The sequence below is a fragment of the Dickeya sp. NCPPB 3274 genome (assembly GCF_000406205.1).
Lineage (GTDB): Bacteria > Pseudomonadota > Gammaproteobacteria > Enterobacterales > Enterobacteriaceae > Dickeya > Dickeya fangzhongdai.
In genome coordinates, this window is sequence record NZ_CM001979.1 from 973,945 (window position 1) to 998,589 (window position 24,645).

Here is a 24,645-nt window from a genome sequence, read left to right on the forward strand (position 1 = left end):
GTCACTGCGGCGACGGCGGGCAATGGATCTGTCGTCATCAACACTGACGGCTCGCTGACCTATACCCCGAACGCCAACTTTAACGGCACCGACACCGTGACCTATACCGTCAGCGACGGCGTGGGTGGGGTGGTGACCGGCACGCTGACCATCACGGTGACGGCGGTGAACGATGCGCCGGAAGTGATCGGCGAGACAACGCTTACCACGTCGGCGAATACCCCGGTCTCGGTAAATGTGCTGGATAACAGCCGTGATGTGGACGGCGACCCGCTGACGGTCACCTCGATATCGGTTACCAACGGCAGGGTGCTGGTTAGTGCCGACGGCATGATGACCTACATACCCAACCCCGGCTTCAGCGGGACGGATGTGGTCAGTTACACCCTCAGCGACCCGCAGGGTAGTACGGTGCGTGGCTCGCTGACGGTGGTGGTCAGCGCGTTGCCGGGAACGGACGGCAATACGGCAGGCGGTGGGACCGGGCAGATGAACTATGTGCCACCGCCGGATAGTGCCGGCTTGCCGCCCACGTTCACGCCAGGACGACTGAGCGCGGAAATGGAAGCCAGAGAGTATGACCCCATATTGCTGGACGCCGTGAATGCGATCAAAGGATTGGGCGGCAGCGCGCCATTGCTCGGGAATCAGCCGGGCGACCAGGCTATCGCTGGCGTGAAGTCGCTTGGCACCAGCAGCGGACTTGATTTGTCGCAAGGGAGTATTAACCAGGTTGTCCGCGATTTTGAGCCGACCACGACATTTGAGTTTTTGAATGATGCACAGAATCAGCCCGTAACCAATCCGGCAACACTCGGTGAAGGCATACCCATGGGGCCTGAAACCGCACAGAACAATAACACGATAATACCTGCGCAGGATGAACCCGCTGTCACGGTAGAGCAGCAATTGCAGACCATTGCGATGCGTGATCAGCAAGCATTGAGGGATCTTATCCGTGCGTTGAGTTAATGGAATGTCACAATGCCTGATTTTATTAAACAGTCTGTTTTGGCGTCTTTTGCTGTCTGGGGAGTGGTGACGATTACCGGGTGTGCGGTGACGTCGCCACCGATTGATACCGATAAACAAACCTGGGGTGCGTATGACCGTATCAATGAGATCGTGTCCCGTGATGAGGCGGTTTCGGGGTCGATTTCGTTGTATGAAGCGATGGCGCGAGCGCTGAAATACAACCTCGACCAGAAAATCGAACTGATGGATGAGGAATACAAAAGCAAACTCAGCGAGCTGGGAAGGCTTGGCATGTTTCCGTCGGTGGTGGCGTCGGTGGGCGGCAGTCAGCGCAACAATGACTCCGGCTCCAGCAGCCGCTCATTGATCGACGGCAGCCAGTCGTTGCAATCTTCGACATCTTCGGAACGGCGTACCTATACCGCTCAGTTAGCGGCCAGTTGGGATATTCTGGATTTCGGCCTGTCCTATATTCAGAACAAACAGAATGTGGACGAGCAATATATCTCCCAGGAGCGGCGACGTAAGGTCATCAGCCGTATTCTGGAGGATGTGCGTACGGCTTACTGGCGGGCGGTCAGCGCCGACCGTACCCATGAAAAACTGATCAAGCTGGAAGCGCTGGCGCAGAAAACCTTGTACCAGTCCGAACAACTGGCGAAACGGCGCAACGTGTCGCCGCTAAAGGTGCTGAACTATCAGCATGATCTGCTGGAGATTCAGGCTAATGTGCAGCGCATGCAGCGTGAATTGTTTTTTGCCAAAAAGCAGCTGGCGGCGCTGATTAACCTGAAACCCGAAACACCGTTCAAATTGGTTCTGCCGGACCGGACCGCCGTCGTGCCGGAATTACCCGGTTCGGCGGAGCAGATGATATTGATTGGGTTGAAATACCGCTCCGAATTGCGTGAATCCAGTTATCGAAAACGGATCAATGATAATGAATTGACGAAACAGTGGGTCCGCAATTTGCCTTCATTTAAAACGTTATTGGGCATGAATTACGACACCAATAAATATCTCTATAACAATGAATGGACGAATCTCTCCGGCACGGTCAGCTGGAATCTGATGAATGTATTCAGTTATCCGATGCAGCATAAGGTGGTGCAGGCCGAAGCGAAAGTGATTCAGGCGCGTGAGGATGCGCTGATCATGGCTATTCTTACGCAAATCTATGTCGCCAGGGCGCGTTTTATCCGTCTTTCTCAGGAGTTAAATACGGTGCGCCAAAGCCATGAGGTTCAGGACAATATATTAGAACTAACCCGTGCCGGCTTTCAGGGAAAAATCATCAGCCAGATGGATCTGGTACAGGTTGAGATGAAAACCATTCTGGACGAGGTGCGTTACGACACCGCCTATGCCGATTTACAGAATGCTTACGCCAATTTGTATGCCTCAATGGGTATCGATAATTTTGATTCTGAAATTACTGAAAAGGATTCCGTCTCTAGTATCGCGAAAAAACTCCAGTTTTATTGGACGGAAGAAATTACCACCTTACCGGAAGTATCAAGGCGGGAAAATCCATGAAAAACTGTCAACCCATGATTATTTGCGTGATTGCCGCTCTGTCGTTTTCCGCCCACGGCGCCGGGTCGGAAAACAATGCGTCGGAAAATGGAAAATGCGTCGGAAAATAACGGGATGGTAATTAAAGGGAATTCCCGCGCGGTATTATCGGGTAACCGGGCTTTTGCTGAAGAGAATGGCGTTTATCAGGCGCACGGTATTTTGCGGGCGATACATCGGGCCACGCTCTCTTCGGAGCTGGGCGCCCAGGTATTACAAATTCCGTTTCGCGAAGGAATGGCGTTTAAAAAAGACGACCTGCTGGTCGGGTTTAATTGCGCGCGTCCCCGTGCCGAGGCGGACGCGGCCAATGAAGAGGTGAAGGTAAAAAAGAACGCCTGGGACACCAATATCGAGCTGGATAAATTCCAGTCGGTGGGGCGTTATGATTTGCTCACCTCGCAGGCGGAATACAATCAGGCGGTCGCCAAAGCGCGCGGGCTGGCGATTCAAATCAGTTATTGCGAAATTCGCGCGCCTTTTGCCGGCGTGGTGCAGGAGCTGAAAGTCTCGCCGTATGAAGCGGTGTCGGTCAGCCAGCCGTTGATTACCATTGTGGACCCGAGCGCGCTGGAACTGAACGTGATTGTGCCGTCTTCGTGGCTGAACTGGTTGAAGGCCGACATTCCGCTCCAGTTCATGGTGGATGAAACCCAGTCGGCTTATCAGGGGCATGTCACTCAGGTGTTGCCGCAAATCGACGCGGTGAGCAAGACGGTAAAGATTATCGGCAAACTGGATGCCGACGGGTTGAATCACCAGGTGTTTGGGCCCGGTATGAGCGGGTCGGTCATCTTCAAACAGTCGGCCGTCTTAAAACAGTCTGACGTTTTAAAACAGTCGAATGTCTTAAAACCACAGGGGGACGGTCATGAATAATACGATCCCCGCACCAGGCAATAACAACGCTGCCCCGTTGGGGCAACTGGCGCTGCCCGCCCTGAAGCTACTGCAGTTTGAAGCCGCGATCCGAAAGCTGGAGGATGAACGGCTCATGAAAGCGCATATCGCCAATGCGGTGCGGCAGTTGTTGCCCTATGAGCAGGCGATTGTCTGGCAGCGCAATCAGTTCTCCGGTAGGTTGCGCGTGGTGCAGGTATCGGACGTAAAGGGCGTGGAGCGCAAAGCGCCGCTGTTGCTGGCGCTGGAGCGGTTTCTGAATAAAAAAGAGTTGGCGCTGGAGGACTGCCGGGTACTGAATCTGCAGCAGTCTACGTCAGCCGAACTGAAAAACTATCCGCTGCAACATGGGCTTTGGTTGCCGCTTGGCTATCGGGAGCAGCCGGAGGCCGGCGTGCTCTACCTGCGCAGCGAGCAGGATTTTAATGAAGCCGAGCAGTCGCTGGCGCTGCGTCTTTCCGAAACGTACACCCATGCGTGGCTGGCGTTGCGGCGCGAGCCGCGGCTGTCGCAGGGGACGCGGCTGCTGCGTCACTGTCTGTGGCTGGTTCCGGCTATTCTGGCGGTGGGCGGGTTTATTCCGGTGCCGCTCAGCGTGGTGGCGCCGGTGGAGGTAATCGCCCGCGATCCCTATCGCCTGACCGCGCCCATTGACGGCGTCGTGCGCCAGATTCTGGTCGCGCCCAACAGCCAGGTGGCGTCTGGAACGTCGCTGGTACAGTTCGAAGATCTGAAACCCTATAACGAAATGGTGCTGGCCGGGCAGGAGCTGGCGGTCGCGGAAGCGCACAGCGGCCAGGTCAACGCCTCGGCGTTTGAGGATGAAAAATTCCGTCAGGAGATGGCGGTAGCCAGTACCGAATACCTGCTGGCGAGGGGACGCTATCAGTACATGACGGACATTTACCAGCGCACCAAGGCCGTCGCGCCGCAATCCGGCATCGCTATCTATACCAATAAGCGCGACTGGGAAGGCAAAACCGTGCGGGTGGGCGAGGAGATCATGCAGGTGGCGGATCCGCAAAAGATCCAGTATCAGATTGCGCTGCCGGTCAATGACAGCATTCACCTCAAGGTCGGCGACCGGATCCGCATCTTTCTCGACAGTTCGCCGTTGAAATCCTATAACGCCACGCTGACCACGTTCAGTTATACCCCACAGATCACGCCGGAAGGCGTCAGCAGTTATACGCTGCTGGCCGAAGCGGATAGCGACGACGTCTACCCGCGTATCGGCGCCCGGGGAACCGCGCGCATCTACACGGAAGACGTGCCGCTGTGGTTTCAGCTGTTGCGCCGTCCGATTGCGTCGGCCAGACAATTTCTGGGGATCTGAATATGCTTGACGACAGCACGGCGCTGCCCCGTTTACGTCAGGAACTGCAACTGGAATCCAGCCCCGGCGGCGATGGCGAGATGAGCTGGCGCATTTACGATCCCTGGCAGCATCGTTTCTTTCAGTTGCCGGAAAGTGATGTGATGCTGATTTCCCGGCCCGGCTGCCGCACCATCGGTCAGTTGAAACCGTTGCTGGATTCACGCGGGCTGCGTTTCGATATTGAGCAGTTCGGTTCGCTGACGCTGTTTCTGCGCCAGCAGCATCTGCTGATGGCGCAGGACTACGCGGTATCGGTGGAGGAAAAGCCCAAGGCGCTATTGCTGCGCAAACCCAGCGTCCAGCAACTGCCGTTATGGGACCCGATGCCGCTGCTGAACCTGGTGGGCGGACATCATCTCCGCTGGCTCACCCGAGCGCTGTTGACGCTCTGGCTGATGGTCACGCTGGTCGGGCTGTATCTGACGGCCAGACAGTGGGACAGCTACCTCGCCACTTTTCGGGATTTCTATTCGCTGCAGGGCGTGCTGGGGTTTGGCGTGGCGATCCTGTTTTTGAAGTGGTTTCACGAAATGGGGCATGCCTTTGTGGCTTATCGTCAGGGGTGTCGGGTAGGGAAAATGGGCATTTCCCTGTTTGTTATCTTTCCGATGTTTTACACCGACCTGACCGACGCGGCGCGGGTGGTCCAGCCGCGTCGCCGTATGTGGATTGCGTTGGGCGGCGTGGGAGCCGAGACGCTGATCGCCGGTCTGGCTACCGCAGGATGGGCGTTGCTGCCGCCGGGTACGCTGCGTTCCATCTGCTTTGTGCTGGCGACCACCAGTTGGGTGACGACGCTGGCTATCAACCTCAATCCGTTTTCCCGTTTTGACGGTTACTACTTTTTAAACGATCTGACCGGGGTGGAAAACCTGCAGCCGCGCTCGCGCTCGCTGCTCAATTATTACTGGCACCGGTGGGTACTGGGGCCGGTGCTGGACAAGCCGGAGCCGGTCGGCGGCCTGCGCCCCAAGCTGATGGCGCTGTATGGCCTGATGGTGCTGGCGTATCAAATGTTTCTGATTCTGGGCATCGGTTATCTGGCTTACCGGTTTTTCATTCCGCTCATCGGGATACTGATATTCGCTTACATCCTTTATCACTATCTGCTGCAGCCGCTTTTGCTGATGGGGAGAGATATGGTTCGACACCGGGAGAAAATAACCTGGAGACGTAAACTGGTGCTGACATTGCTGCCGTTCGTGGCGATTGTCGCCTTTTTTTGCCCTCTTCCCCGCACCGTCAATATCCCCGTCATGGTGAATATCCAGGGGCAAACCCTGATCCACGCGCCGGATAACGCGCGGCTGGAAACGGTTGCCATCGGCAATGGCGATCGGGTGCGGCAGGGACAGGTGCTGCTGCGCTTTTCCTCGCCGGAACTCACCTTTCAGCGCGAGCAGGCGATGATGGAGCATGACCTGATGCAATTCCGGCTTAACCGCATCAGTAGTTCCGAGGCGGAAAAACTGGAAACCGTGACGTTGCGGCAGAAACTGCAGGAAGCGGAAGAAACGCTGGCCGGGCTGGATAACCAACTGGCGCGGCTGGTCTGGCGTTCGCCAGTCGATGGCGTGGTGGTGGATTTGCTCGCCAACCTGCAGTCGGGGCAGTGGTTCTCGCCGGATCAGGTCATTGGCCGGATTCTGGAAGGCGACAAGCAGGACATCATTGGCTATGTGGATGAAACCTTTGTTTCGCGCCTGTCGCCCGACCTGAGGGGCAAATTTATCCCGAATAACCTGTCGATGCCGTCCCTGCCGGTCAAGGTTGAACAGCTGGATCCGAACAGCTCCGAATTCATCACGCCGAAATCCCTGAGCGTCTTGTATGGCGGGCCGATCGCGTCGCTGAAAAATGATAAAGGGGATGCGGTGCCGGTGGTGGCGATGCACCGAATCCAGTTTCTGTTTAGCGACGCCAGCCTGCGCAATCAGCAGGCGTCGCAGGGGGTGGTGGTGGTGCGGCTGGCGCCGGAGAGCCTTGCCAGTCAGGCGGGAAAACGTTTGTGGCGTTTGATTATTTCAGAGCTTAACCAGTAACCAAAGTTAACCAGTAACGCGGGAGGGGTGATATGACATTGACTCGACGTGCATTTCTGGCAGGCGCCTCCGCCTGTATGGTCGCGCCCTGGTTGGGTGCGGGAGCTGCGGAAACCGCGCCATCCGGCGAATTGATCTTTGGGTACGGCAAAACCGGGATCGGCAGCGCGCTGGCGGTCGATACCGCGGCGTCGCTGGCGCAATCTTATCAGCAGAACCGTTACGAGCTGGTCAATATTCCCAGCGGCAACAGCCTGCGCGCCGTTTCGACGGTTAAACACGCCGCCCCCGATGGTCGAACGCTGTTGCAGGCCCAGTCGCCGCAGATGAATCTGCTGCCGGTTATCTATCGCAGTTTGCCGTATGACCCGCTCACGGATTTCGAGCCGCTGGCGATCATGGGGGAGTACACCCTGTTCCTGACCGTCGGCAAGCTGGTGGATCCCCGGGTAAAAACGCTGGATGACTACCTGCGGTGGGTAGAGAGGAACCCGGAATACCGTAATGTCGGTTTCACCCAGTTCGGCTCGACCGGCCATATCGCGCAGGCGATTCTGTCGCGCCAGAAAGAAGTGGCGATCCAGCCGGTGGCTTACTTTGGTTCTTCGATGATGATCGAGGATTTACTGAATGGCTACCTTTCCGCCGGGCTGGTGATTTCGGGGAATGCCTCCAGCGCGTTTCGAAGCGGTCGTCTGCGCGCCGTCGCCATTACCAGCACTGAGCGTCATCCCGGCTGGGAAAACATTCCGACCTGTAAGGAACAGGGCGTGCCGGAAATGGCGATTAGCGGCTGGTACGGCTGGTTTGCGCCGGCCTCCATGCCCGATCGCGTCTACGCGCCGCTGGCCGAGGCGTTACAACAGCAAATTCAGCATGAGCATTATGCCTCGGTACTGGATCGCTATTCCCTGAAGCCGGTAGCGTCGTCGTCGCCCGACAGGATTCGGGAACGTATCCGTGATGAGCAGGAGTACTACCGCGAGTTGGTTGACAGTTATCACATCAGCCGGATCTGAGGTGAGGCTGCCTTGATGGAACATCCGCAAATCGATTGGGAGACGAACCTATGGCTATGACCCGACGAACCTTTCTGGCGGGCTGCTCTTCGCTGCTATTCCCCGCGTTGTATTCGCGTGGACCTCAGGCCGCCGCGCCGCAGGAAGGCGTGGTGATGTTTGGTTATGCCCAGACCGGGTTGGGCAGCAAGGTGGCGAACGAGGTGTCGGTACTGCTGGAGTCTCAATATCGTGAGCGGCGTTATCGGTTGTATAACGAACCCGGTGAGAACAGCATCAGGGCGGTGATGTCGGTAAAAAGATCGCCCGGCGATGGCAGCGTGATACTGATGGCGCAATCGCCGCAGCTGATTATTTTCCCGTCCATCTACAACCACTTACCCTACAATCCATTGACCGATTTCAAGCCGCTGGCGATAACCGGCGAGTACACCTTGCTGTTGACGCTGGGGCCGATAGTGGACGCCAGGGTAAAAAGCCTGGACGACTATGTTAAGTGGGTGGAAAGCAACCCGGAGTTCAGCAATATCGGCTTTGCCCAGTTTGGATCTCCCGGCCACATGGCGCAGTTGGTGCTCGGGCGCGAAAAGAACGTGGCGTTGCAACCACAATCCTACTATGGCACTTCAATGATTGTGGATGACCTTCTGAACGGACATCTGGCGGCGGCGTTTCTGATTTCCGGTAACTCGCTCGACCTGTATAAGAGTGGCAAGCTGCGGGCGATCGCCTCTACCAGCCGTTTGCGCCAGCCGGGGGTGGATGACGTACCGACCTGCCGCGAACAGGGGATTCCGTCGATGAATATTAATGGCTGGTACGGCTGGTTCGCCCCCGCCGGCATGCCGGACGGTGTTTATCGTCCGCTGGCGGATGCGATGCAGCGAACCATCGTGAGCTACGACTATCTGGAAATGCTGAGGAAATACCATCTGAAGCCGGTGTACGACAATCCCGATAAAATCCGCCAGCGAATTCAACAGGAGCAGGCATATTACGCCGACCTGATTGAGACGTACCGGGTAAGTAAGGTGTGACGCGATGCCGGCGCAGAGAAGCACGGTAGGAAATACAACACCGGTCGCCCTGCTAAATATCGCTTTTTTTCATGTTTTAACGCGAAATTAACTCCGTTGGCATTGTGCGGCAGACTTGCTTAAATAGCACAACCTGACGTTATTCATTGCTGATGACCCGGTAACCGCCGGGTGTGACGATACCAATAATGAATTTTTTTCGTGCATGCTGCTGTGGCGGGAGCCTGATATGAGTCGCTTCCGCGCCTGGCTTTCGGTTCGACCGAATGGCGTTCGCCCGACGCCGATGGCCATTTTCCTGATCGGGATAGTACAAATTCTGGTATGGGGCGGATCGTTTTTTCTGCTGTCGGTGCTGGGCAGGCCGATCATGGAGGAAACCGGCTGGTCCCGCCAGTGGGTCTACGGCGCGTTATCGCTGGGCATTTTTATCTCCGGTCTGTTGCTTCCGTTATGCGGCGACTACATCGCCCGTCATGGCGGACGCGGCATGCTGGCATGGAGCGGCGTTGCTACGGCGGCGGGGCTGCTGCTGATGGCCTGCTCCACGGGACTCCCCGCGTTTATCGCCGCCTGGGTGATTTTGGGCGGAGCGATGGCTATCGGCCTGTACGACGCGCTGTACGCCACGTTGGGCGACAGCTACGGCGTGCAGGCTAAAAGCGCCATCACCACCATTACGCTGATTTCCGGTTTTTGCACCACCATCGTGTGGCCGCTACTGGCCTTTGGCGCGGCGCATTGGGGATGGCGGCATACCTGCATGGTCTGGGCCGTCGTCCTGTTGGCGACGGTGTGGCCGGTGTATCGTTATACGTTGCCTGCGCCGCGGCAGGATCGGGAAACAACGCGGTCCAGAAAAAACGTCGCGCTGACGTTCGATCGCCACACCTACCTGTTACTGTCTACGATTTTCATGCTGTCGGCGGCCATCATGACGGTCATCTCCGTACAACTGATTGATATTCTTCAGGACGAAGGGTTGAGTCTGGCCGCCGCCATCGGCATCAGCGCGGTGATAGGTCCCAGCCAGGTGGCCGCGCGGGTTATGGATCTGGTTATCCGCCTGAGTCATCCGGTCTGGTCGTTGCTGATTTCGGTGAGCCTGGTGCTGGCGGGCGTCGTGTTCATTGGTTTATTCCCGGCTCATGCCTTGCTGGCCGTGGTGGTCTACGGTGCTGGAAACGGGCTGCGTTCCATCGTTCGCGGCACGTTGCCGTTGGCTATCCTAAAGCCGGAAGAGTTTGCGGTGGTGATGGGGAAAATCGCCCGTCCTTCGCTGATCGGCCAGGCTGTGACGCCGTTGATCGGCGGCTATCTGTTTGATGTCGCAGGCGCGCGCTCCGTATTACTGGCCGTCGTGCTGGTGGCGGGTATTAACCTGTTGCTGACCGTGTTGCTGATTGCGCGTCTTAAACAGCAGGAAAAACGGCTGACGCAGTAAGGGTCTATTCTATTTGAGCTATTTTCCTCGCCATTTTGGCCCAGGGCAGTGCGCGCATCGCTGCCCTTATGAAAAAACATCTTTTAAAAACGCAAAGTAAGGTCAAAAACGTTTATCAAATAACCCTCATTTTGTTGTGTCATTATCTGTGCTGTGTTTATATACAGTTATATTAATCGTGCAATGAGGGGGAAACATGACACTGCGTTTTGACGTGGCACCGCCTAAAAAGGTGCATTGCCTGCGCGTTATCGGGCCTTATCATCAATCGGTGCCCGATGGATTTCAGAAACTGATTGCGTGGTCGCAGGAGCAGCAATTGCCCTGGACGGAAACGCTGGCGTTTTACTGGGACGATCCATCAGAAACGGAACAAGATCAGCTGCGGGCGGATGTGGCGCTGGTTCTTCCTGCCGAAACGGCGATAGGCGAAAATACGCTGGGCGTCCGCGAGGAAACGATTCCAGAGGGATTGTTCGCTGTTTTGCATACTATCGTCAGCAACGGTGAGTTCGCCAAAGCCTGGGGCGAGCTATATGACCTGATTGCCCAGAATGGGTATAAGCCGGCCAGAGGCGTATGCTTTGAACGGTATTTATGCGATGGCAGCAGCGGAAACTGGGAAATTGAAATCTGGCAGTCGGTCGACCCGAATGACGACGCCCAACAATGAAGATTGCGCGTCTTCGCTGATGGCAAGGATGCCATAAAGCCGGACGTAATATGCTCCGGCTCCAGCGCTGGCGGCGATCAACTCGCGATACCCTCAGGTTTTCCCGTTCCGGTATACGTCTGGAAATAGCTGACGGCGTGGTACGCACTTGCGCGCCGCAACTGGAACCCTTCCACTTTGAACGACCCCATCGAGCGCTTCCGGTAGCTTGAATACCATTGCTGTTGCCTGTTCGGCATACCGGTTGATGGCCTTACCGCGATGACATCACGCTCCTGCACGGGAATAACAGACAACGTATCTTTATGTTTCGTGTATGATTCGCTGTCTGAATATCGCGAATGATCTGGCTCTGAATGAGCAAGCGATGTCGCCTTGCCCGGCATTTAACGGCGCCTGGCAGGCGGCAATAACGGGCATCACCAAAGGATGGCGTCATGCAAGAAGGCCGGTTCGACACGCCACCGGGAACATCGGCCCCCGGTCTGATACAGCTGGAACAGGTTAGCCACGCTTATCCCTCCGCGTTAGCGTCGCACCCGGTTCTGCATAATGTTTCCCTGTCGGTTGACGCGGGGCAGAGCTGCGCCATCGTTGGCGCTTCCGGCTCAGGGAAAAGCACGCTGTTGAACATTATCGGGCTGCTCGATAAACCCTCGTCGGGGCGATTGTGGCTGAACGGCCGTGACATGGCGCAGGCCTCGACCGATGAACGCGCCAGAATACGCAACCAGACTATCGGGTTCGTTTTTCAGAGCTTTAATCTGCTGCCGCGTCTTAGCGTGCTGGATAACGCGGCGCTGCCGCTGCTTTATCGCGGTTATTCCCGTCGTGATGCCCATCAGGCGGCCAGACAACAACTGGAGCGGGTTGGGCTGGCTGAGCGCCTCCATTATCGTCCGGCGGATCTGTCCGGCGGCCAGCGGCAGCGTGTCGCCATCGCCCGCGCCCTCACCGGCGAGCCGTCACTGTTGCTGGCCGATGAACCCACCGGCAATCTCGATAGCCAGACCGCCGGCGATATTCTGTCGTTATTGCTGGCGCTGAACCGGGAACAAGGGGTGACGCTGGTGATGGTCACGCATGACGAATCCATCGCCCGGCAGATGCAGCGTCGTATTCAGGTGAGCGATGGCCGCGTTCAGGAATACATCAATAGTTAAATATTTTTATAGGGTTACTAATTTATTTGTAAAGGTTTGGTCGGATGAGTCGATATTGACTAGCGGCAAAGTTTCTAAATTATTGCCTTATTCTATAAAAGGATGCTGTCTTTTTGATTGACAGCGTAAAACGAAACCAAGGGAGGTTTCCATGCACCTTAAATCATTAAAAAAATTGTTAGTTGTTAGTGCGCTGGCTCTGGGCGCCGCCTCTCAGGCGAACGCGGCAAGTTGTGGTCCGACTCGTGTGACCGTTCCGGTATCGGGCTCGGTTAATCCGCAAACCGAAGTGCAGATTTATTCTAAAACGTACAACTGCTCGGCATACCTGATGGCGTCTTTAACGCCGAATTTTGGTTCCTCTTCCGTTTCTCTGTCGTTGACGCTCAAGCTGTATCAGCAGGTGGGCGGAAGCTGGCGTAGCGTCAGTGAAGGCCGCAATGTTTCCTATCAGATGGGCAGCACCGGCGGTACTTACAAACTGGTTGTCTTCAATAGCAATACCAGCGGTAACGCCCTTAACTGGACCGGAAATTATAAATCCCCTCTCAATAACTAATTGACAGGGAAATGACCCACGCCGTTTCTGCCACAAAGGTGTGGGTTAGTTAACAGCACGAATCAGGGAGGAGAGCGTGAACATTCAAATTTTATCCGTGACGGCGCAGAGACAATGGGCCGGGCGGTTTCCTCGTCTGGTTGCTGCCTCTCTCGTGGTGACGGAAAAGACCGTTTCCTGATGCGATAAAGGCTCGGTATTTGTGTTAAAGCGCGACGGGGACTACGCCAAAGGGATACATTCCGCGAAACAGCCGGAAGAACGGCACGCGGCCTTGCCTGATGTCGCCGATTCATCCTACGGCGCTTCTCTGCATTACATGCTGACCGAACCGTTGGATAGCCTGCGCCAGTTAGGGCGACGGGCGGTGCTGGCGTTGCTGGGCATCACGGTGGGGTGCGCTGCGGTGGTAGCGTTGCTGAACATCGGCCACAACGCGGCGGCGGATGCCCTCCGCGCCTTTCGCGATATGGGCAGCGATATGCTGGTCGCCGGCTTTGCCGACGAGGCGCAGACCAACCAGCGCCGCGTGCCCGCCACGCTGGATATCGACGCGCTGACCCGCGCCTTGCCTGGAATCCGATACGCCGCGCCGCTGATTCTTACCTCGACCACTGCTCGCCTGCACCGGCGTCAATTTAATGCCATCGTGGCCGGCGCCGGCGCCGAACTGGCGCAGGTACTGGCGTTGCGGGTCGCTCATGGCCGCTTCCTGACCCGTTACGATCGCCAGAGCACCTACGCCGTGCTCGGCGCGAAAACGGCGGTCGAACTGGGCGAGGCCGGTACGCCGGCGACGCTTGGCAGCCGAATACAACTCGGCAATTATCTATTTGAAGTGGTGGGTATTTTACAAGCGCAGGGGCAAAACCCGCTGCTTCCGGTGCCGGTGGACGAGGCTATCATCCTGCCTATCGAAGGCATGCACCGTCTTCTCTCCTCTCCTGAAATCAGCAGCGTGGTGGCGCGCAGCCGCCGTAGCGAGACGTTGCAGCAAGAGGCTGCGGCACTGCGTGATTATATGATGGCATTGGCGCCGGGGCGCGAGGTGTCGGTGCAACTCTCGCAGCAACTGCTGGAAGGCATGGCGCGGCAGTCGCGCACCTTTACCTGGCTGCTTGCCGGATTGGGCGGCGTTTCGTTGCTGATGGGGGGCGTGGGCGTGATGAACGTCATGGTGATGAACGTTGCCGGGCGGCGACGCGAAATCGGTGTGCGCATGGCGCTGGGCGCTCGTCCAAAAGATATTGGCCGCCTGTTTCTGCTGGAGGCGGCGGCGTTGGCGATCGCCGGCGCGCTGGCTGGAGCGATTGTCGGCCTGCTCGCCGCCTGGTTGTTTGTGAAAATGTCCGGCTGGACTTTTGCTTTGTCCCCGCTGTCGCTGCCTTTAGGCATGATCAGTTCACTGGCGGTCGGGGTGTTTTTTGGTCTGCATCCCGCCCTGACGGCGGCCCGGCTGGAACCTGTAAAGGCGCTGCGTGATGATTAGAACGGTTGCCCTCGTCCTGTTGTTGCTGGTCGGTCTGGATGCGTCCGCCGCGCTGACCGACCGCCTGCTGCCTTCTCAGGCGACCCGTGCGGGAAACAGCACCTTGTCTCCCAACGCGCAAATTATCGATCTGACGTTAAGCGACGCGATCTATCTTGGCTTGCGCGATAACCGCGCTATTCGTAGCGCCTATCTGGATCGCGTCGCGCAGAAATTCGACCTGCTGGTGGCCGAAGACCGCTTTACTCCCAAGCTGGTGTTGAGCGGCAGCTATCTGGCGGCGCGCAATCAGGATGACCGTTACCGTCAGGGCGAAGTCGCGCCCACCACCACGCTGCTGACGCCTTATGGCACCCGCGTGAGTCTGGCCTGGACGCACCGCTCCACGCTGGCGGATGAAGCCGGTCGTAGCCGCAATGACGGCGCCACGATCACGGTTATCCAGCCGTTGCTGCGCGGTGCGGGTAAGGAGATCGCCACCGCGCCGGTGCGGCTGGCAAAGCTGTCCGAGCAGATCAACCGGCTGACGCTGAAGGCCACCGTCGCCCGGACTATCACCCAGGTCATCATGGCCTATCGGGCGTTGCTGCAGGCGCAGGAACAATTGAACATCGCCGACGAAGCGCTGGCGCGTTCGCGCCAGTTGCTGGAGGTCAACCGTTCTCTGATCGCCGCCGGGCGTATGGCCGAATTCGAAATCATCCAGACGGAAGCGGATGTCGCGACTCAGGAGTTGTCCCGTGAAGAAGCGATCAATCAGCTTGACGTCAGCCGTCTGGCGCTGCTGCAACTGCTGGCGCTGGATTTGCGCACGCCTGTCCGTGCGACCGAACGGTTGCAGGCCAGCCGCGTTGACGTCAGCCCCGCCGCGGCGCTGTCTCAGGCCGAGGCGCTGCAACCCGCCTACCTTACGCAACTGATCGTCGATAAACAGGCCGACATTAGCCTGGCGGTGGCGCGCAATGACCGCCTGTGGGATGTGTCGCTGGTCGGGGGAACCAGCCAGTTGCGCGATCGCAATAGCGCGGTGGGCGGTTCGCGCAACTGGGAGAATTACGTCGGCGTGCAGGTGGATATTCCCATTGGCGATATGAGTCAGCAGCAGGCGGAGGTGCAAGCGCGGGTTAACGTGCAGAATCAACGCATTCAGCTCGCCGAAAGCCGCCAGCAACTGGAGCGCGACGTCACCAACGCCGTGCGCGATATCGGCACCCGCTGGCGTCAGTTTGAAATCGCCCAGCGTGCGCGGGATCTTTCGCGTCGCAAGCTGGATATCGAACGGGAAAAACTCACCGCCGGGCGTTCCAGCAACTTTCAGGTGCTGAGTTTTGAAACCGATCTGCGTAACGCCGAAAACGCCCGGCTCAGCGCCCTGATTACCTATCTCAACACCCAGGCCGATCTGGATCAAACGCTGGGTACGACGCTGCAAAGCTGGGATATCTCACTCAATGATTAATCTTTCACGATACCGGCAACGCCCGCTGCGCCGGCGCATGGCGCTGATGGTCGCCCTCGCGCTGGGCGTGGCGGCGACCATCTGGATGCTATGGCCGCCGGCCACCAGCGCCGTGCCGCAGACACAATGGCTGCGCATTGAGCCGCAGGTGCTGGAAAACCGTCTGGGGTTGACCGGGCGGATTCAGGCCGCCGCCACGCTGACGCTCTCCGCGCCGTTTGAAGGCATGATCAGAGACGTGCTGGTCAATGAAGGGCAACGGGTGGACGCGGGCCAGCCGTTGCTGACGCTGGACACCGGCCTGCTGGATATCCAATTGCGTCAGGCGCTGGCCGACTTGCTAAAAGCGCAGCGCACGGTGCAGGACATGCAGCACTGGGAACAAGGCCAGGATGTGGCGCGGGCGCGACGTACCCTGAACAACGCGCGTATCAGCCTGGCGAACACCGAGGCCAACCTGAAAGATACCCGCACTCTGTTTGAGCGCGGCATCGTCGCCAGAATGGAGGTCGACGCGCTGGCTCAACAGGCTCAGGCGCAACGGCTGGATCTGTCTGCCGCGCAGGAGGAATTGCAGGCGGCGCTGGAGCGGGGGCGTGGCGAAAACCGTCAGATCGCCGAGATGGAACTGGCTAACGCTCAGTCGCGCCATCAAACGCTGATGGCGATGCAGGCGCAGCAGGTGGTGCGTGCGCCGTTTGCGGGCGTGCTGGTGCGCCCCGCCGCGCCGGAAACCGATAAACGCCAGCCATTGCAGCCGGGGATGCGGGCCAATCAGGGAATGCCGCTGTTCGGGCTGATCAATCCCGACCATCTACAGGTCGTGGCCAGTCTTGAAGAAGCCGATCTGCATCAGTTGCACGAGGGGATGGCGGTGGACATCAGCGGCGACGGTTTTGCCGGGCTGACGCTTAACGGCCATATTCAGACCATCGGTATTGAAGGGCGCGCTGGCGACATGGCCGGCGCTGGCGCCCGCTACGATGTGCTGGTTACCCTCGCTACTCCGCCGGCGGAACAGCGCCAGCGCCTGCGGCTGGGGATGAGCGCCCGGCTGTCGGTGGTCACGTATCGTAACGAGCACGGCATCGCCGTTCCCGCCGAGGCGTTGCACACGGACGAAGCCGGCAACAGCTATGTTCTCTTCCGTCAGGATGCCGACAGCGCGCCGCAGCAACGTACAGTGGTGCCGGGCGTGGCGGTGCCGCAAGGCGTGGAAGTGAAAGGATTGCCTGAAGGAGCGGGGTACGTCGAAGTCACGAACAATAGCGGCGCTGCTGAATGAAGCCGGTTGATGCATCACGTCTGGACGAAAGCGGCTTGCAGGCCGGGATGGTCGCGGTGCCACGTATTGAAAACGTCGCTTATCAATGACCGGGTATTATGGCGGATTATTTATAGCTGATTGTTACTACGGGCTAATATGCTGATTATTGAGAGGGCTATCTTGTGAGCCCCCATTCATCAAACTGTTTATTAATCTCTTTAATCGAGGCCAGTCTGATTTTGGGTATGGTCAACGCGTCAAATAGTTCAGCATAGTGTTTTCGATTTTTAGGCGTGACGGCCGCAATATGATGGAGCATTTTCCAGTTAAGCCGGTCTTGACCCCCTTCCAGACCACCATAGCGCTGGTATTGAAATAGCGTCCGGTTTACATAGCGCAGCAAGCTCGACAGCGTGGAGACATCCAGCAGAATCAGCCCCGTGGCGCGGGCCAACCGCTGTGGCAGGCATCTTTTGTAATTGCCATCGATGACCCAGCTTTCCTTATTTATTGCCAGGTCATGCAATAACATAAACTCATTCAGCGGGCGTTCTTGCCAGTTTGAATGGGGGACATGAAAAAGTTGGTCCAGATGGATCACGTCCAGATTACGTTTCTGCGAAATCGCATTAGCAAGGGTCGATTTGCCGCTGTTCGACGGCCCCATAATGCAAATTCTGTCTCCTAAATCTGAAAGCTTCATCATCTTCTCCCTACAGCGCCGCGCCTGGTATCCAGGTGATCGCGCGGCCGGGCGCCGCCGTCACACTAAATGTCTTATTCCCCCTATGGTATAAGGAAATTTATTATTTTCTTATCTTTCAATCACAGGGTCACAAACTGCGTTGTTGTCTGCGCATTACTGATTGTCGTGACATGGGACTGAATCAGTCGCCACTCTGCGCAAGCGCTCTGGAACCAGGCGTTAGCGAGGACGGCGACGCTGCTATCCGTAGCCAGGTTCAGGTGCTGAATGATGGCGTCCATTTCACCCTGATAGAGATTCCAGGTAGTGCGCAGGTTATCCAGCGTTTGGTTGATGGTATCAATGTCGCTGATGACGTAGCCGCTGCTTAGCGTTAGCCCCTTGAGGCAGGCCGTCTTGCTGGCTGGTATTGGCTACTCAAAATAGTGCGAGATTCCCTCTTGAGGCTTCAGGATGTAAAACTGCTCGTGTTAATTTGCGTTATCGGTGGAAAAATATCGTAGTAGCGTTGGCAGTTATCGCTGATCAGCACGCCAAATACTTTCTGGTAGACTCCTGTTTGATACCAATTGGTTATTCGACACGCTATTGATATATCATCCGTCAGATGATTATCCCTCCATAGTGAAGGGATAATCTGGTGTGATACCTTATATTCCGGCGAACTTGAAGGGCTCTGCTTTCTTAAATTGCTCTGAAACCTGCCCGGAGTAGATCGTACTTTGGTTCGGCCCCAGATCCAGTTTCATGGCGCTGCCGTCACGCGCAGAGAAATCAATCTTTTTCAGATCGACCCAAAAGATATTGGGCGATAAGGCCGATTCAAAGAAATATTGCATGGATTTATGATCAATTACGCTACGCCACCGGGTTGAGGCGATATTCGGTTGATCCGGTTCACTTGGTCCCGCCAGTTTATTCAGTTTATCCAGTTTGTTCGGTTTGTCCGATTCATTCTTCAGGGTATAACCGTAGGGAACGGAAACATTACGTATCACACTGAATGCACTGGCCAATGCTTTATCATGCCCTTCATCTTTGGCAATATTATTCACATAAAATGAAGCGCGCACAAAACGATCCGCCGCCCGATTCGTGCCCGGCAACATGACATTTCCACCTATCTCTTTCCAGTAGGCATTGAGCGCCAATTGCTGGTTGAAAACCGGCGAATTGGTCATTACCTGATATTCCCGGCTATGGTGAATGACCTGTTTGCCGTCGATATATTCAATAATCGCACTATCGCCGGAGGCATCGGATAATGACAAATGCAGCGTTGCCAGCCGCTCTTCGTCAGGAACATTGGCGGTGACCAGCGTAAATTTATCCTGCTTCAGCGCCTGAACCGCCTCATCGACGGTGGCAAAGTTATCCAGCACATATTGCGCCCAGGCAGCGATACTTAGCCCCGGTTTTTCAGCGGTAGGCGCGGTAGTGGGATATTTCGATTCTACCAGCCACAGCAAATTGGCGGCTAAGCCTTTTTCATTTATGCCATCCGTTGTCGAAATATCATAAGCCGATGCGATGACGCTGCCATATTTAGAGACCCACTTAAGCGAGTGCTGTCCCGCTTCGCCAGAGCGATGTAACTCGCGTGGGAATACCCATAAGTTTGTTCCCACATCTTTTTTCCAGTCCATCGAGCGAGCGGTGATCGTTTCATTATTATCACCCAGGTAGACTAGCCGTGTGCAGGCAAACGTTACGGATGAACTCAGTATTAAAGCGCCCAGCGATATAATGCAAGCAACAGAGTTAACTTGCTTATTATTTCTCTTCATGTTTTTTCCTTTCAGTTTTTCAATGCCAGTTAATTATAGATGGCATCTGCCATTGCATTCGTGTTTTTTAGGTTTTCAATTGTTGATTATTTTTGGCGGATTAATTTTTTGTTTTTATATTTTCTCTGTAATAATATTTTGAATTTTACTTCTCCCCCTGATTTAATTATCTGCCGGTTTTGAATTGCGATAATTGCTACTGTCTAATCTCCCTCTGCGAGGGCAGATCTTTTCTTTGTAATATTAAGATGATGGTCATTGTGGAAATGGTTTCAATTTTTCATCGATAAATTCAACGGCTGCTTCAACGTTACGTATGGCAGTGGCAATTCCTCTAACCATGGTGACAGGATCTGTCACTATGCTGCCCTAGACTACGTTTTCTTTTCATAACGAAGGAAAACCATCATGACCAACATGAGCAACAAGGCCCTGGAAATCGCACGTATTTACGTTGCAGCAATGGCGAAAAAAGATGTCGAAACAATCATTTCGCTCTCGGCCGAGAACATCGTTTGCACATCACCCATCGGGCAAATCACGGGCATTGAGCGTTTCCAGTCCTTCCAGGAAGGCTTTGCCCGGATGATCACGAACTTGACCGTCCTCGCCGCCTATGGCGATGACGAACAGGCTGTCGTGGTTTACGACGCGGCTGGCGTGACGACGACCGCAGTAGGGCTTGGCCTGCTGCGGTAACAAAGAGGTATGAGCTAATACAGGTTAAGTGACAGGTGCGGATTGACCCCGAAGATAATAACGGGGTCAGAAAAATTCTCTACATCAGATTTTGTGGGATATCAATATTATCGTGGTTATCTTTCACTGATAACTTCAGGTGTGAGGAGCGACAATAAGTTATCTAAAAATGCGTGTGGTTTCTCTAACATTGGGCTGTGCCCACAATTTTCAATAGCTGTCAGGGTGACGTTTTCCTTTCTTTGGGATAATGTTACCCACGGTTCAATTGGCGTTATCATATCATTATCGCCCCAAATGAAATGGGTGGGGACGGTGACTTTATTTAATGCAGTTGGAACATCATACTTTCTACTGAAAGATAGCCATCTTACGATATCTTTATGAATTTGATTGTCACTGAATAAATGTGAAATTTCATCGATGCCTCGCTGAGGTACTTTGCTTTTATCAAAATAAACGTTACCCATTAACTGACTTGCATATTTTTTTTCACCAGTTCGAAGTTCACTTAATGATACTCCTGCATCCGCCTCAATTTGCCCCGGTGCGCCACTCATGATAAGGCCTTTTACCTGAGAGAGATTCATGGATGTATAATGTAACGCAATTAATGCACCTAATGAATTACCTACTAAATACGGTGTTTTGTGACAGATTTCCATTATATTATCAAGGGCGTCTTTTGCCTTTTTATAGCTACCACCAAAAGATACCGGTATCGATTCATTGAAAACAATAGCACTGTATCCTTTCTTAACAATATCTTCAACAACGGCATTCCATATCCACCCTCCAGCAAATAAGCCAGGTAAGAAAATGATAGGATAGCCTGATCCTGTTTTTGTATATAGCATGAAAATTATCTCCCTTTGCAATTTTTTATTTTTGAGGTTTTCCCCATGAATATAAAGGTGTAACTAACTGCAAAATAAAAGATAGTGATTGTGGTAGCTATTGTTTTTCTGTGTGATGCACTTTATCTGATATTGATAATACAGCGATGGTTATGGCTTGACAATATTTATTGACCAAGAGTGGTGCTTTCTGATAGGTACTCTTATTGTTTTAATTATTCATTTATTTGAATGTTTTCTTGATATTGTTTTTATTATTAATCAAATCTATTGTGATTATTATTTATGAGTTGAATCTGAAAAAATAATTTTATATTAATTTAAGTGGGTAATATATTGAGATCGAATATTAACCCATGAAAGGGGATGCATCCAATCATTTGAATTTAATGTATAAGCTCGCTTTTTAGGTTCACACATGGTCAGCATTAACGTTCATTGTCCTCGTTGTCAGCCTGTTCAGATTTACCGCCACGGTCAGAACCCTGAAGGCTATGACAGATTTCGCTGCCGTAACTGCCACCGCGTGTTTCAGCTCACTTACGCTTATGAAGCTCTAACCAGTGTTAAAGAGTAGATCGCCGAAGTGGCCTTCAACGATACCGGAGTTCGAGATACCGCCAGGACGTTGAAAATCGGCATTAATACCATCATTCAGACTTTAAAAAACTCTCGCCACGACGAATAGCGTCATCATGGTGACAGGATCTGTCACTACGCTGCCCTAGACTACGTTTTCTTTTCATAACGAAGGAAAACCATCATGACCAACATGAGCAACAAGGCCCTGGAAATCGCACGTATTTGCGTTGCAGCAATGGCGAAAAAAGATGTCGAAACAATCATTTCGCTCTCGGCCGAGAACATCGTTTGCACATCACCCATCGGGCAAATCACGGGCATTGAGCGTTTCCAGTCCTTCCAGGAAGGCTTCGCCCGGATGATCACGAACTTGACCGTCCTCGCCGCCTATGGCGATGACGAACAGGCTGTCGTGGTTTACGACGCCGAAACGTATCCGGTTCCACACTCAGTCGTTGCTGAACTTATCAAGGTCAGGGACGGTAAGATCGCTTCCACCGTGGTGATCTACGACGCTACGCCGTTCGCAGCCTACATGGCATCGGTTCAACCTCACTGACACTATCGGGAGGCACAGGCTTATGAGGCGTATTCAATACGACAAGTACGGCGGGCCGGAGCTGATGCGGCTTGAAGACTTCGAGCTGGCGGCACCGGGAAAAGGTGAAGTGGCGGTGCAGGTCAGGTTTGCCGCCATTAACCCAATCGACTGGAAGGTTCGTAACGGCTATCTCAGGATGGTCACGGGAAAAGCCTTCCCGCGGGCAATGGGGAGCGATTTTTCCGGGACGGTGATTGCGGTCGGCCCGGAAGTGACGCGTTTCAAACCCGGTGATGCTGTGTTCGGCCTTGCTCGTCTCAGGGAAAGCGGTGCGCTGGGCCATGCTGTCATAACCCACGAGACGTTCATGGCAAAGAAGCCTGACCGCGTGTCTTATGAGGATGCGGCTTGCCTTGGCACTCCCGGTGTTACGGCTTGGAATGGCCTGGTAGATAAGGCAAAGGTTACCGCTGGCATGCATGTCTTCATTAATGGTTGTGCCGGCGCGGTGGGGGAAGCGGCAGTGCAGATTGCGCTGATGCTTGGGGCGAACGTCTCTGGCAGTTGCAGCGCGGGGGACATGGAGAGGGCCCGGGCGCGCGGTGTCCAGACGGTGTTTGATTATCGAAAAACCGATCTGTCGACGCTCGGTGAACGTTTCGATGTGGTCTGCGACGCGGCTGCCGTGATGACGACCGCAGTGGGACTTGGTCTGCTGCGTAATAAGGGGGTTTTTCTTGATATCAACCCGACTCCGGGCAAGTTCATGCTATCAATCTTCAACCGACGACTGAAGCCGATTGTCTGCACTCCCCGGTCCGATATTCTCGATAGCCTCGCTCATGCGGCGGAGGCGGGAGAGCTTCGACTCCCGGTTGCCAGAATCGTGCAACTGAGCGAAGCAATCCAGTTTGTCACCGCTCTTGAAGCGGGCCATCGGCTCGGTGGGAAGGGCCTTGTTGTGATGAATTGAGCGTGTCGCGTAGTCATCGATTATTCGATCTGATACAGGCGCTTCGTCGTCACCGGGGAACGGTGTCCGGCGAAGCGCTTGCACGCGAAACTGGCGTATCGTTGCGCACCATCCGCCGTGACATCGCTACGTTACAAGCCATTGGGGCCGATATCGATGGCGCTCCGGGTATCGGCTATATACTGAGGCCTGGCTTCCTTCTGCCGCCGCTGTCTTTCACGAAGGAAGAGCTGCAAGCGCTGGCAGTCGGCGCTCAGTGGGTCAGTCGTCAGACTGACGACTCTCTGGCGCTCGCCGCGCAGGATGCACTCGCCAAGATCGGCGGGGTGCTTCACCCTGAGATGAGACAGGTTCTGGACGACGACGCGCTCTATATCGGTCATCAAAAGGAAATGACATCAAGCCTTGATCTGGCGCGGGTGCGGCAGGCTATGCGAGAACAATGCAAAATGCGCATCACGTACGTGGACCAACACGGAGTGGCGTCGGAGCGCATCATTTGGCCGATCATGCTCGGCTTTGTTGAGTCCCGGCGCTTCATTGCCGGGTGGTGTGAACTGCGTGAAGACTTTCGCCTCTTTCGCACTGACCGTATCACGCACGCCGGGTTCCTGAACGAGCGTTATTCACGTAGCCGTCGACAACTCGTTAAGGAATGGCGTGCGCAGGAAGCGTTGCGGCGTAAACATCGAACAGGGCACGAATAAGCCAACTTCCCATTAAGAAGGAATAGACGTGTACCGCTGAGTGTTATTTCACATGTCCGACTCATTATGACGAGACCACTCCGACCTTATTTTCGGTACCGTGCGGGACTTTGACGCATGCTTCAGCGGGAGTTCGGAATCGGGAATATCAGCTATCTATCGAGTTGAAAGTTAGCGCGAATTTTAACCATGCTGGGCTGTGAATAACCGCGGTTTTGTTTTTTTTGTAGACCAAATGGGTATGTAGACATAACGGGAAGACTACCGATTCGCGCCTTCAGCTTGATTCCCTACGCTTATAAATCGTAGTGATATTAGCGTTACGTGAGCAGTATGATTAATATCCAGACAGCAGGCCGGAGGATAACATTATGCCAGCGACGAACAGAGTTTCTGTTAAACGCGAGACATTAAATTTGCGTATTAAGCCCGCCGAACGCGATCTTATCGATCGCGCGGCGAAAGCCAGAGGAAAAAATCGTACTGATTTTGTCCTCGAAGCCGCTCGCGCCGCTGCCGAGGAGGCATTGATCGAGCAACGCATTATTATGGTGGATCCCGATGCTTATCAGGAATTCCTTACCCGTTTGGATCAGGCTCCTGCACCGAATGGCGTATTGCGTAAAACCATGCAAACGCCTGCTCCGTGGGAACAGGAAAAATGATCACTGCGCTAAAAAGCAAAAACCCGCCTTATGGGCGGGTTCTTTAACTGTGTTGAAGATCTTTTAAACGTAGATTTGATATGTTGGATTTATGATTTTTGAGATAATCAAAATCGGTGTGATCTATAATTTATGGATTATATTGATA

The 24,645-nt window shown here is 54.7% G+C and carries 22 protein-coding genes and 1 pseudogene; 20 read left to right on the top strand and 3 right to left on the bottom strand.

Going from position 1 to position 24,645, the window contains the following annotated elements:
- From DXX3274_RS05120 to DXX3274_RS05185, 14 genes are all read left to right on the top strand, one after another.
- Positions 1-972 (top strand): cadherin-like domain-containing protein (locus tag DXX3274_RS05120; RefSeq protein ID WP_042858930.1); only part of this gene is annotated, 972 nt, incomplete at its 5' end.
- A 12-nt stretch (positions 973-984) separates the two neighbouring features.
- Positions 985-2,511, top strand: coding sequence for a TolC family protein (locus tag DXX3274_RS05125; RefSeq protein ID WP_071603912.1), 1,527 nt, complete (start codon positions 985-987; stop codon positions 2,509-2,511).
- Between the two features lie 114 nt (positions 2,512-2,625).
- Positions 2,626-3,429 (top strand): efflux RND transporter periplasmic adaptor subunit, encoded by an 804-nt coding sequence (locus tag DXX3274_RS05130; RefSeq protein ID WP_042858931.1) that lies wholly within the window; start codon positions 2,626-2,628, stop codon positions 3,427-3,429.
- Positions 3,422-4,786, top strand: coding sequence for an efflux RND transporter periplasmic adaptor subunit (locus tag DXX3274_RS05135; protein WP_042858933.1), 1,365 nt, complete (start codon positions 3,422-3,424; stop codon positions 4,784-4,786). Before DXX3274_RS05130 ends, DXX3274_RS05135 begins: the two co-directional genes overlap by 8 nt.
- Before the next feature lie 2 nt (positions 4,787-4,788).
- Positions 4,789-6,870, top strand: coding sequence for a biotin/lipoyl-binding protein (locus DXX3274_RS22370; RefSeq protein ID WP_050569812.1), 2,082 nt, complete (start codon positions 4,789-4,791; stop codon positions 6,868-6,870).
- 32 nt (positions 6,871-6,902) lie between these two features.
- Positions 6,903-7,889 (top strand): tripartite tricarboxylate transporter substrate binding protein, encoded by a 987-nt coding sequence (locus DXX3274_RS05145; RefSeq protein ID WP_084478703.1) that lies wholly within the window; start codon positions 6,903-6,905, stop codon positions 7,887-7,889.
- A gap of 50 nt (positions 7,890-7,939) precedes the next feature.
- Positions 7,940-8,926, top strand: a complete 987-nt coding sequence (locus DXX3274_RS05150; RefSeq protein WP_042858936.1) for a tripartite tricarboxylate transporter substrate binding protein — start codon at positions 7,940-7,942, stop codon at positions 8,924-8,926.
- Positions 8,927-9,155: 229 nt separating this feature from the next.
- On the top strand, positions 9,156-10,370 hold the full coding sequence (locus DXX3274_RS05155; RefSeq protein ID WP_050569937.1) for an MFS transporter: 1,215 nt from the start codon (positions 9,156-9,158) through the stop codon (positions 10,368-10,370).
- Positions 10,371-10,566: 196 nt separating this feature from the next.
- Positions 10,567-11,043, top strand: coding sequence for a GyrI-like domain-containing protein (locus DXX3274_RS05160; protein WP_042858938.1), 477 nt, complete (start codon positions 10,567-10,569; stop codon positions 11,041-11,043).
- A 437-nt stretch (positions 11,044-11,480) separates the two neighbouring features.
- Complete coding sequence (locus tag DXX3274_RS05165) at positions 11,481-12,206, top strand: ABC transporter ATP-binding protein (RefSeq protein WP_050569813.1); 726 nt, start codon at positions 11,481-11,483, stop codon at positions 12,204-12,206.
- 151 nt (positions 12,207-12,357) lie between these two features.
- Positions 12,358-12,765, top strand: a complete 408-nt coding sequence (locus DXX3274_RS05170) for a hypothetical protein (protein ID WP_038918013.1) — start codon at positions 12,358-12,360, stop codon at positions 12,763-12,765.
- 202 nt (positions 12,766-12,967) lie between these two features.
- Positions 12,968-14,254: an ABC transporter permease gene (locus DXX3274_RS05175; RefSeq protein ID WP_084478705.1), complete on the top strand. Its 1,287-nt coding sequence runs from the start codon at positions 12,968-12,970 to the stop codon at positions 14,252-14,254.
- Positions 14,247-15,713 carry a TolC family protein gene (locus tag DXX3274_RS05180; protein ID WP_042858941.1) on the top strand — a complete coding sequence of 489 codons (1,467 nt, stop codon included), beginning with the start codon at positions 14,247-14,249 and terminating at the stop codon, positions 15,711-15,713. Before DXX3274_RS05175 ends, DXX3274_RS05180 begins: the two co-directional genes overlap by 8 nt.
- Positions 15,706-16,998, top strand: a complete 1,293-nt coding sequence (locus DXX3274_RS05185) for an efflux RND transporter periplasmic adaptor subunit (protein WP_042858942.1) — start codon at positions 15,706-15,708, stop codon at positions 16,996-16,998. The genes DXX3274_RS05180 and DXX3274_RS05185 overlap by 8 nt, the downstream gene beginning before the upstream one ends.
- A gap of 157 nt (positions 16,999-17,155) precedes the next feature.
- Here the strand turns inward: DXX3274_RS05185 and DXX3274_RS05190 are convergent, their stop codons facing one another.
- Together DXX3274_RS05190 and DXX3274_RS05200 are read right to left on the bottom strand one after the other, a co-directional pair.
- Positions 17,156-17,683 (bottom strand): GTPase, encoded by a 528-nt coding sequence (locus tag DXX3274_RS05190; protein ID WP_042861896.1) that lies wholly within the window; start codon positions 17,681-17,683, stop codon positions 17,156-17,158.
- 653 nt (positions 17,684-18,336) lie between these two features.
- Positions 18,337-19,473 carry a linear amide C-N hydrolase gene (locus DXX3274_RS05200; RefSeq protein WP_042858945.1) on the bottom strand — a complete coding sequence of 379 codons (1,137 nt, stop codon included), beginning with the start codon at positions 19,471-19,473 and terminating at the stop codon, positions 18,337-18,339.
- Positions 19,474-19,881: 408 nt separating this feature from the next.
- Between DXX3274_RS05200 and DXX3274_RS05205 the strand changes: the two genes are divergently transcribed.
- Positions 19,882-20,172: a nuclear transport factor 2 family protein gene (locus DXX3274_RS05205; protein WP_152495227.1), complete on the top strand. Its 291-nt coding sequence runs from the start codon at positions 19,882-19,884 to the stop codon at positions 20,170-20,172.
- 116 nt (positions 20,173-20,288) lie between these two features.
- Here DXX3274_RS05205 and DXX3274_RS05210 read toward each other — a convergent pair whose 3' ends face one another.
- A complete protein-coding gene (locus tag DXX3274_RS05210) occupies positions 20,289-21,029 on the bottom strand; it encodes an alpha/beta fold hydrolase (RefSeq protein ID WP_042858946.1) in 741 nt (246 codons plus the stop codon).
- Between the two features lie 418 nt (positions 21,030-21,447).
- Between DXX3274_RS05210 and DXX3274_RS23630 the strand changes: the two are divergent.
- The 5 genes and pseudogenes from DXX3274_RS23630 to DXX3274_RS05230 form a co-directional block, all read left to right on the top strand.
- Positions 21,448-21,725, top strand: a pseudogene (locus DXX3274_RS23630) (IS1 family transposase); the annotation flags it as partial.
- A gap of 67 nt (positions 21,726-21,792) precedes the next feature.
- Entirely contained in the window at positions 21,793-22,170 is a 378-nt protein-coding gene (locus tag DXX3274_RS05215) for a nuclear transport factor 2 family protein (RefSeq protein ID WP_042858948.1), read from the top strand.
- Positions 22,171-22,192: 22 nt separating this feature from the next.
- The gene (locus DXX3274_RS05220) at positions 22,193-23,125 is read left to right on the top strand and encodes an NAD(P)-dependent alcohol dehydrogenase (protein WP_042858949.1); all 933 of its coding nucleotides are present in this window, start codon (positions 22,193-22,195) and stop codon (positions 23,123-23,125) included.
- A 2-nt stretch (positions 23,126-23,127) separates the two neighbouring features.
- The gene (locus tag DXX3274_RS05225) at positions 23,128-23,832 is read left to right on the top strand and encodes a YafY family protein (protein WP_202960829.1); all 705 of its coding nucleotides are present in this window, start codon (positions 23,128-23,130) and stop codon (positions 23,830-23,832) included.
- 371 nt (positions 23,833-24,203) lie between these two features.
- On the top strand, positions 24,204-24,497 hold the full coding sequence (locus DXX3274_RS05230) for a DUF1778 domain-containing protein (protein ID WP_042858952.1): 294 nt from the start codon (positions 24,204-24,206) through the stop codon (positions 24,495-24,497).
- The last annotated feature ends 148 nt before the right edge of the window (positions 24,498-24,645 follow it).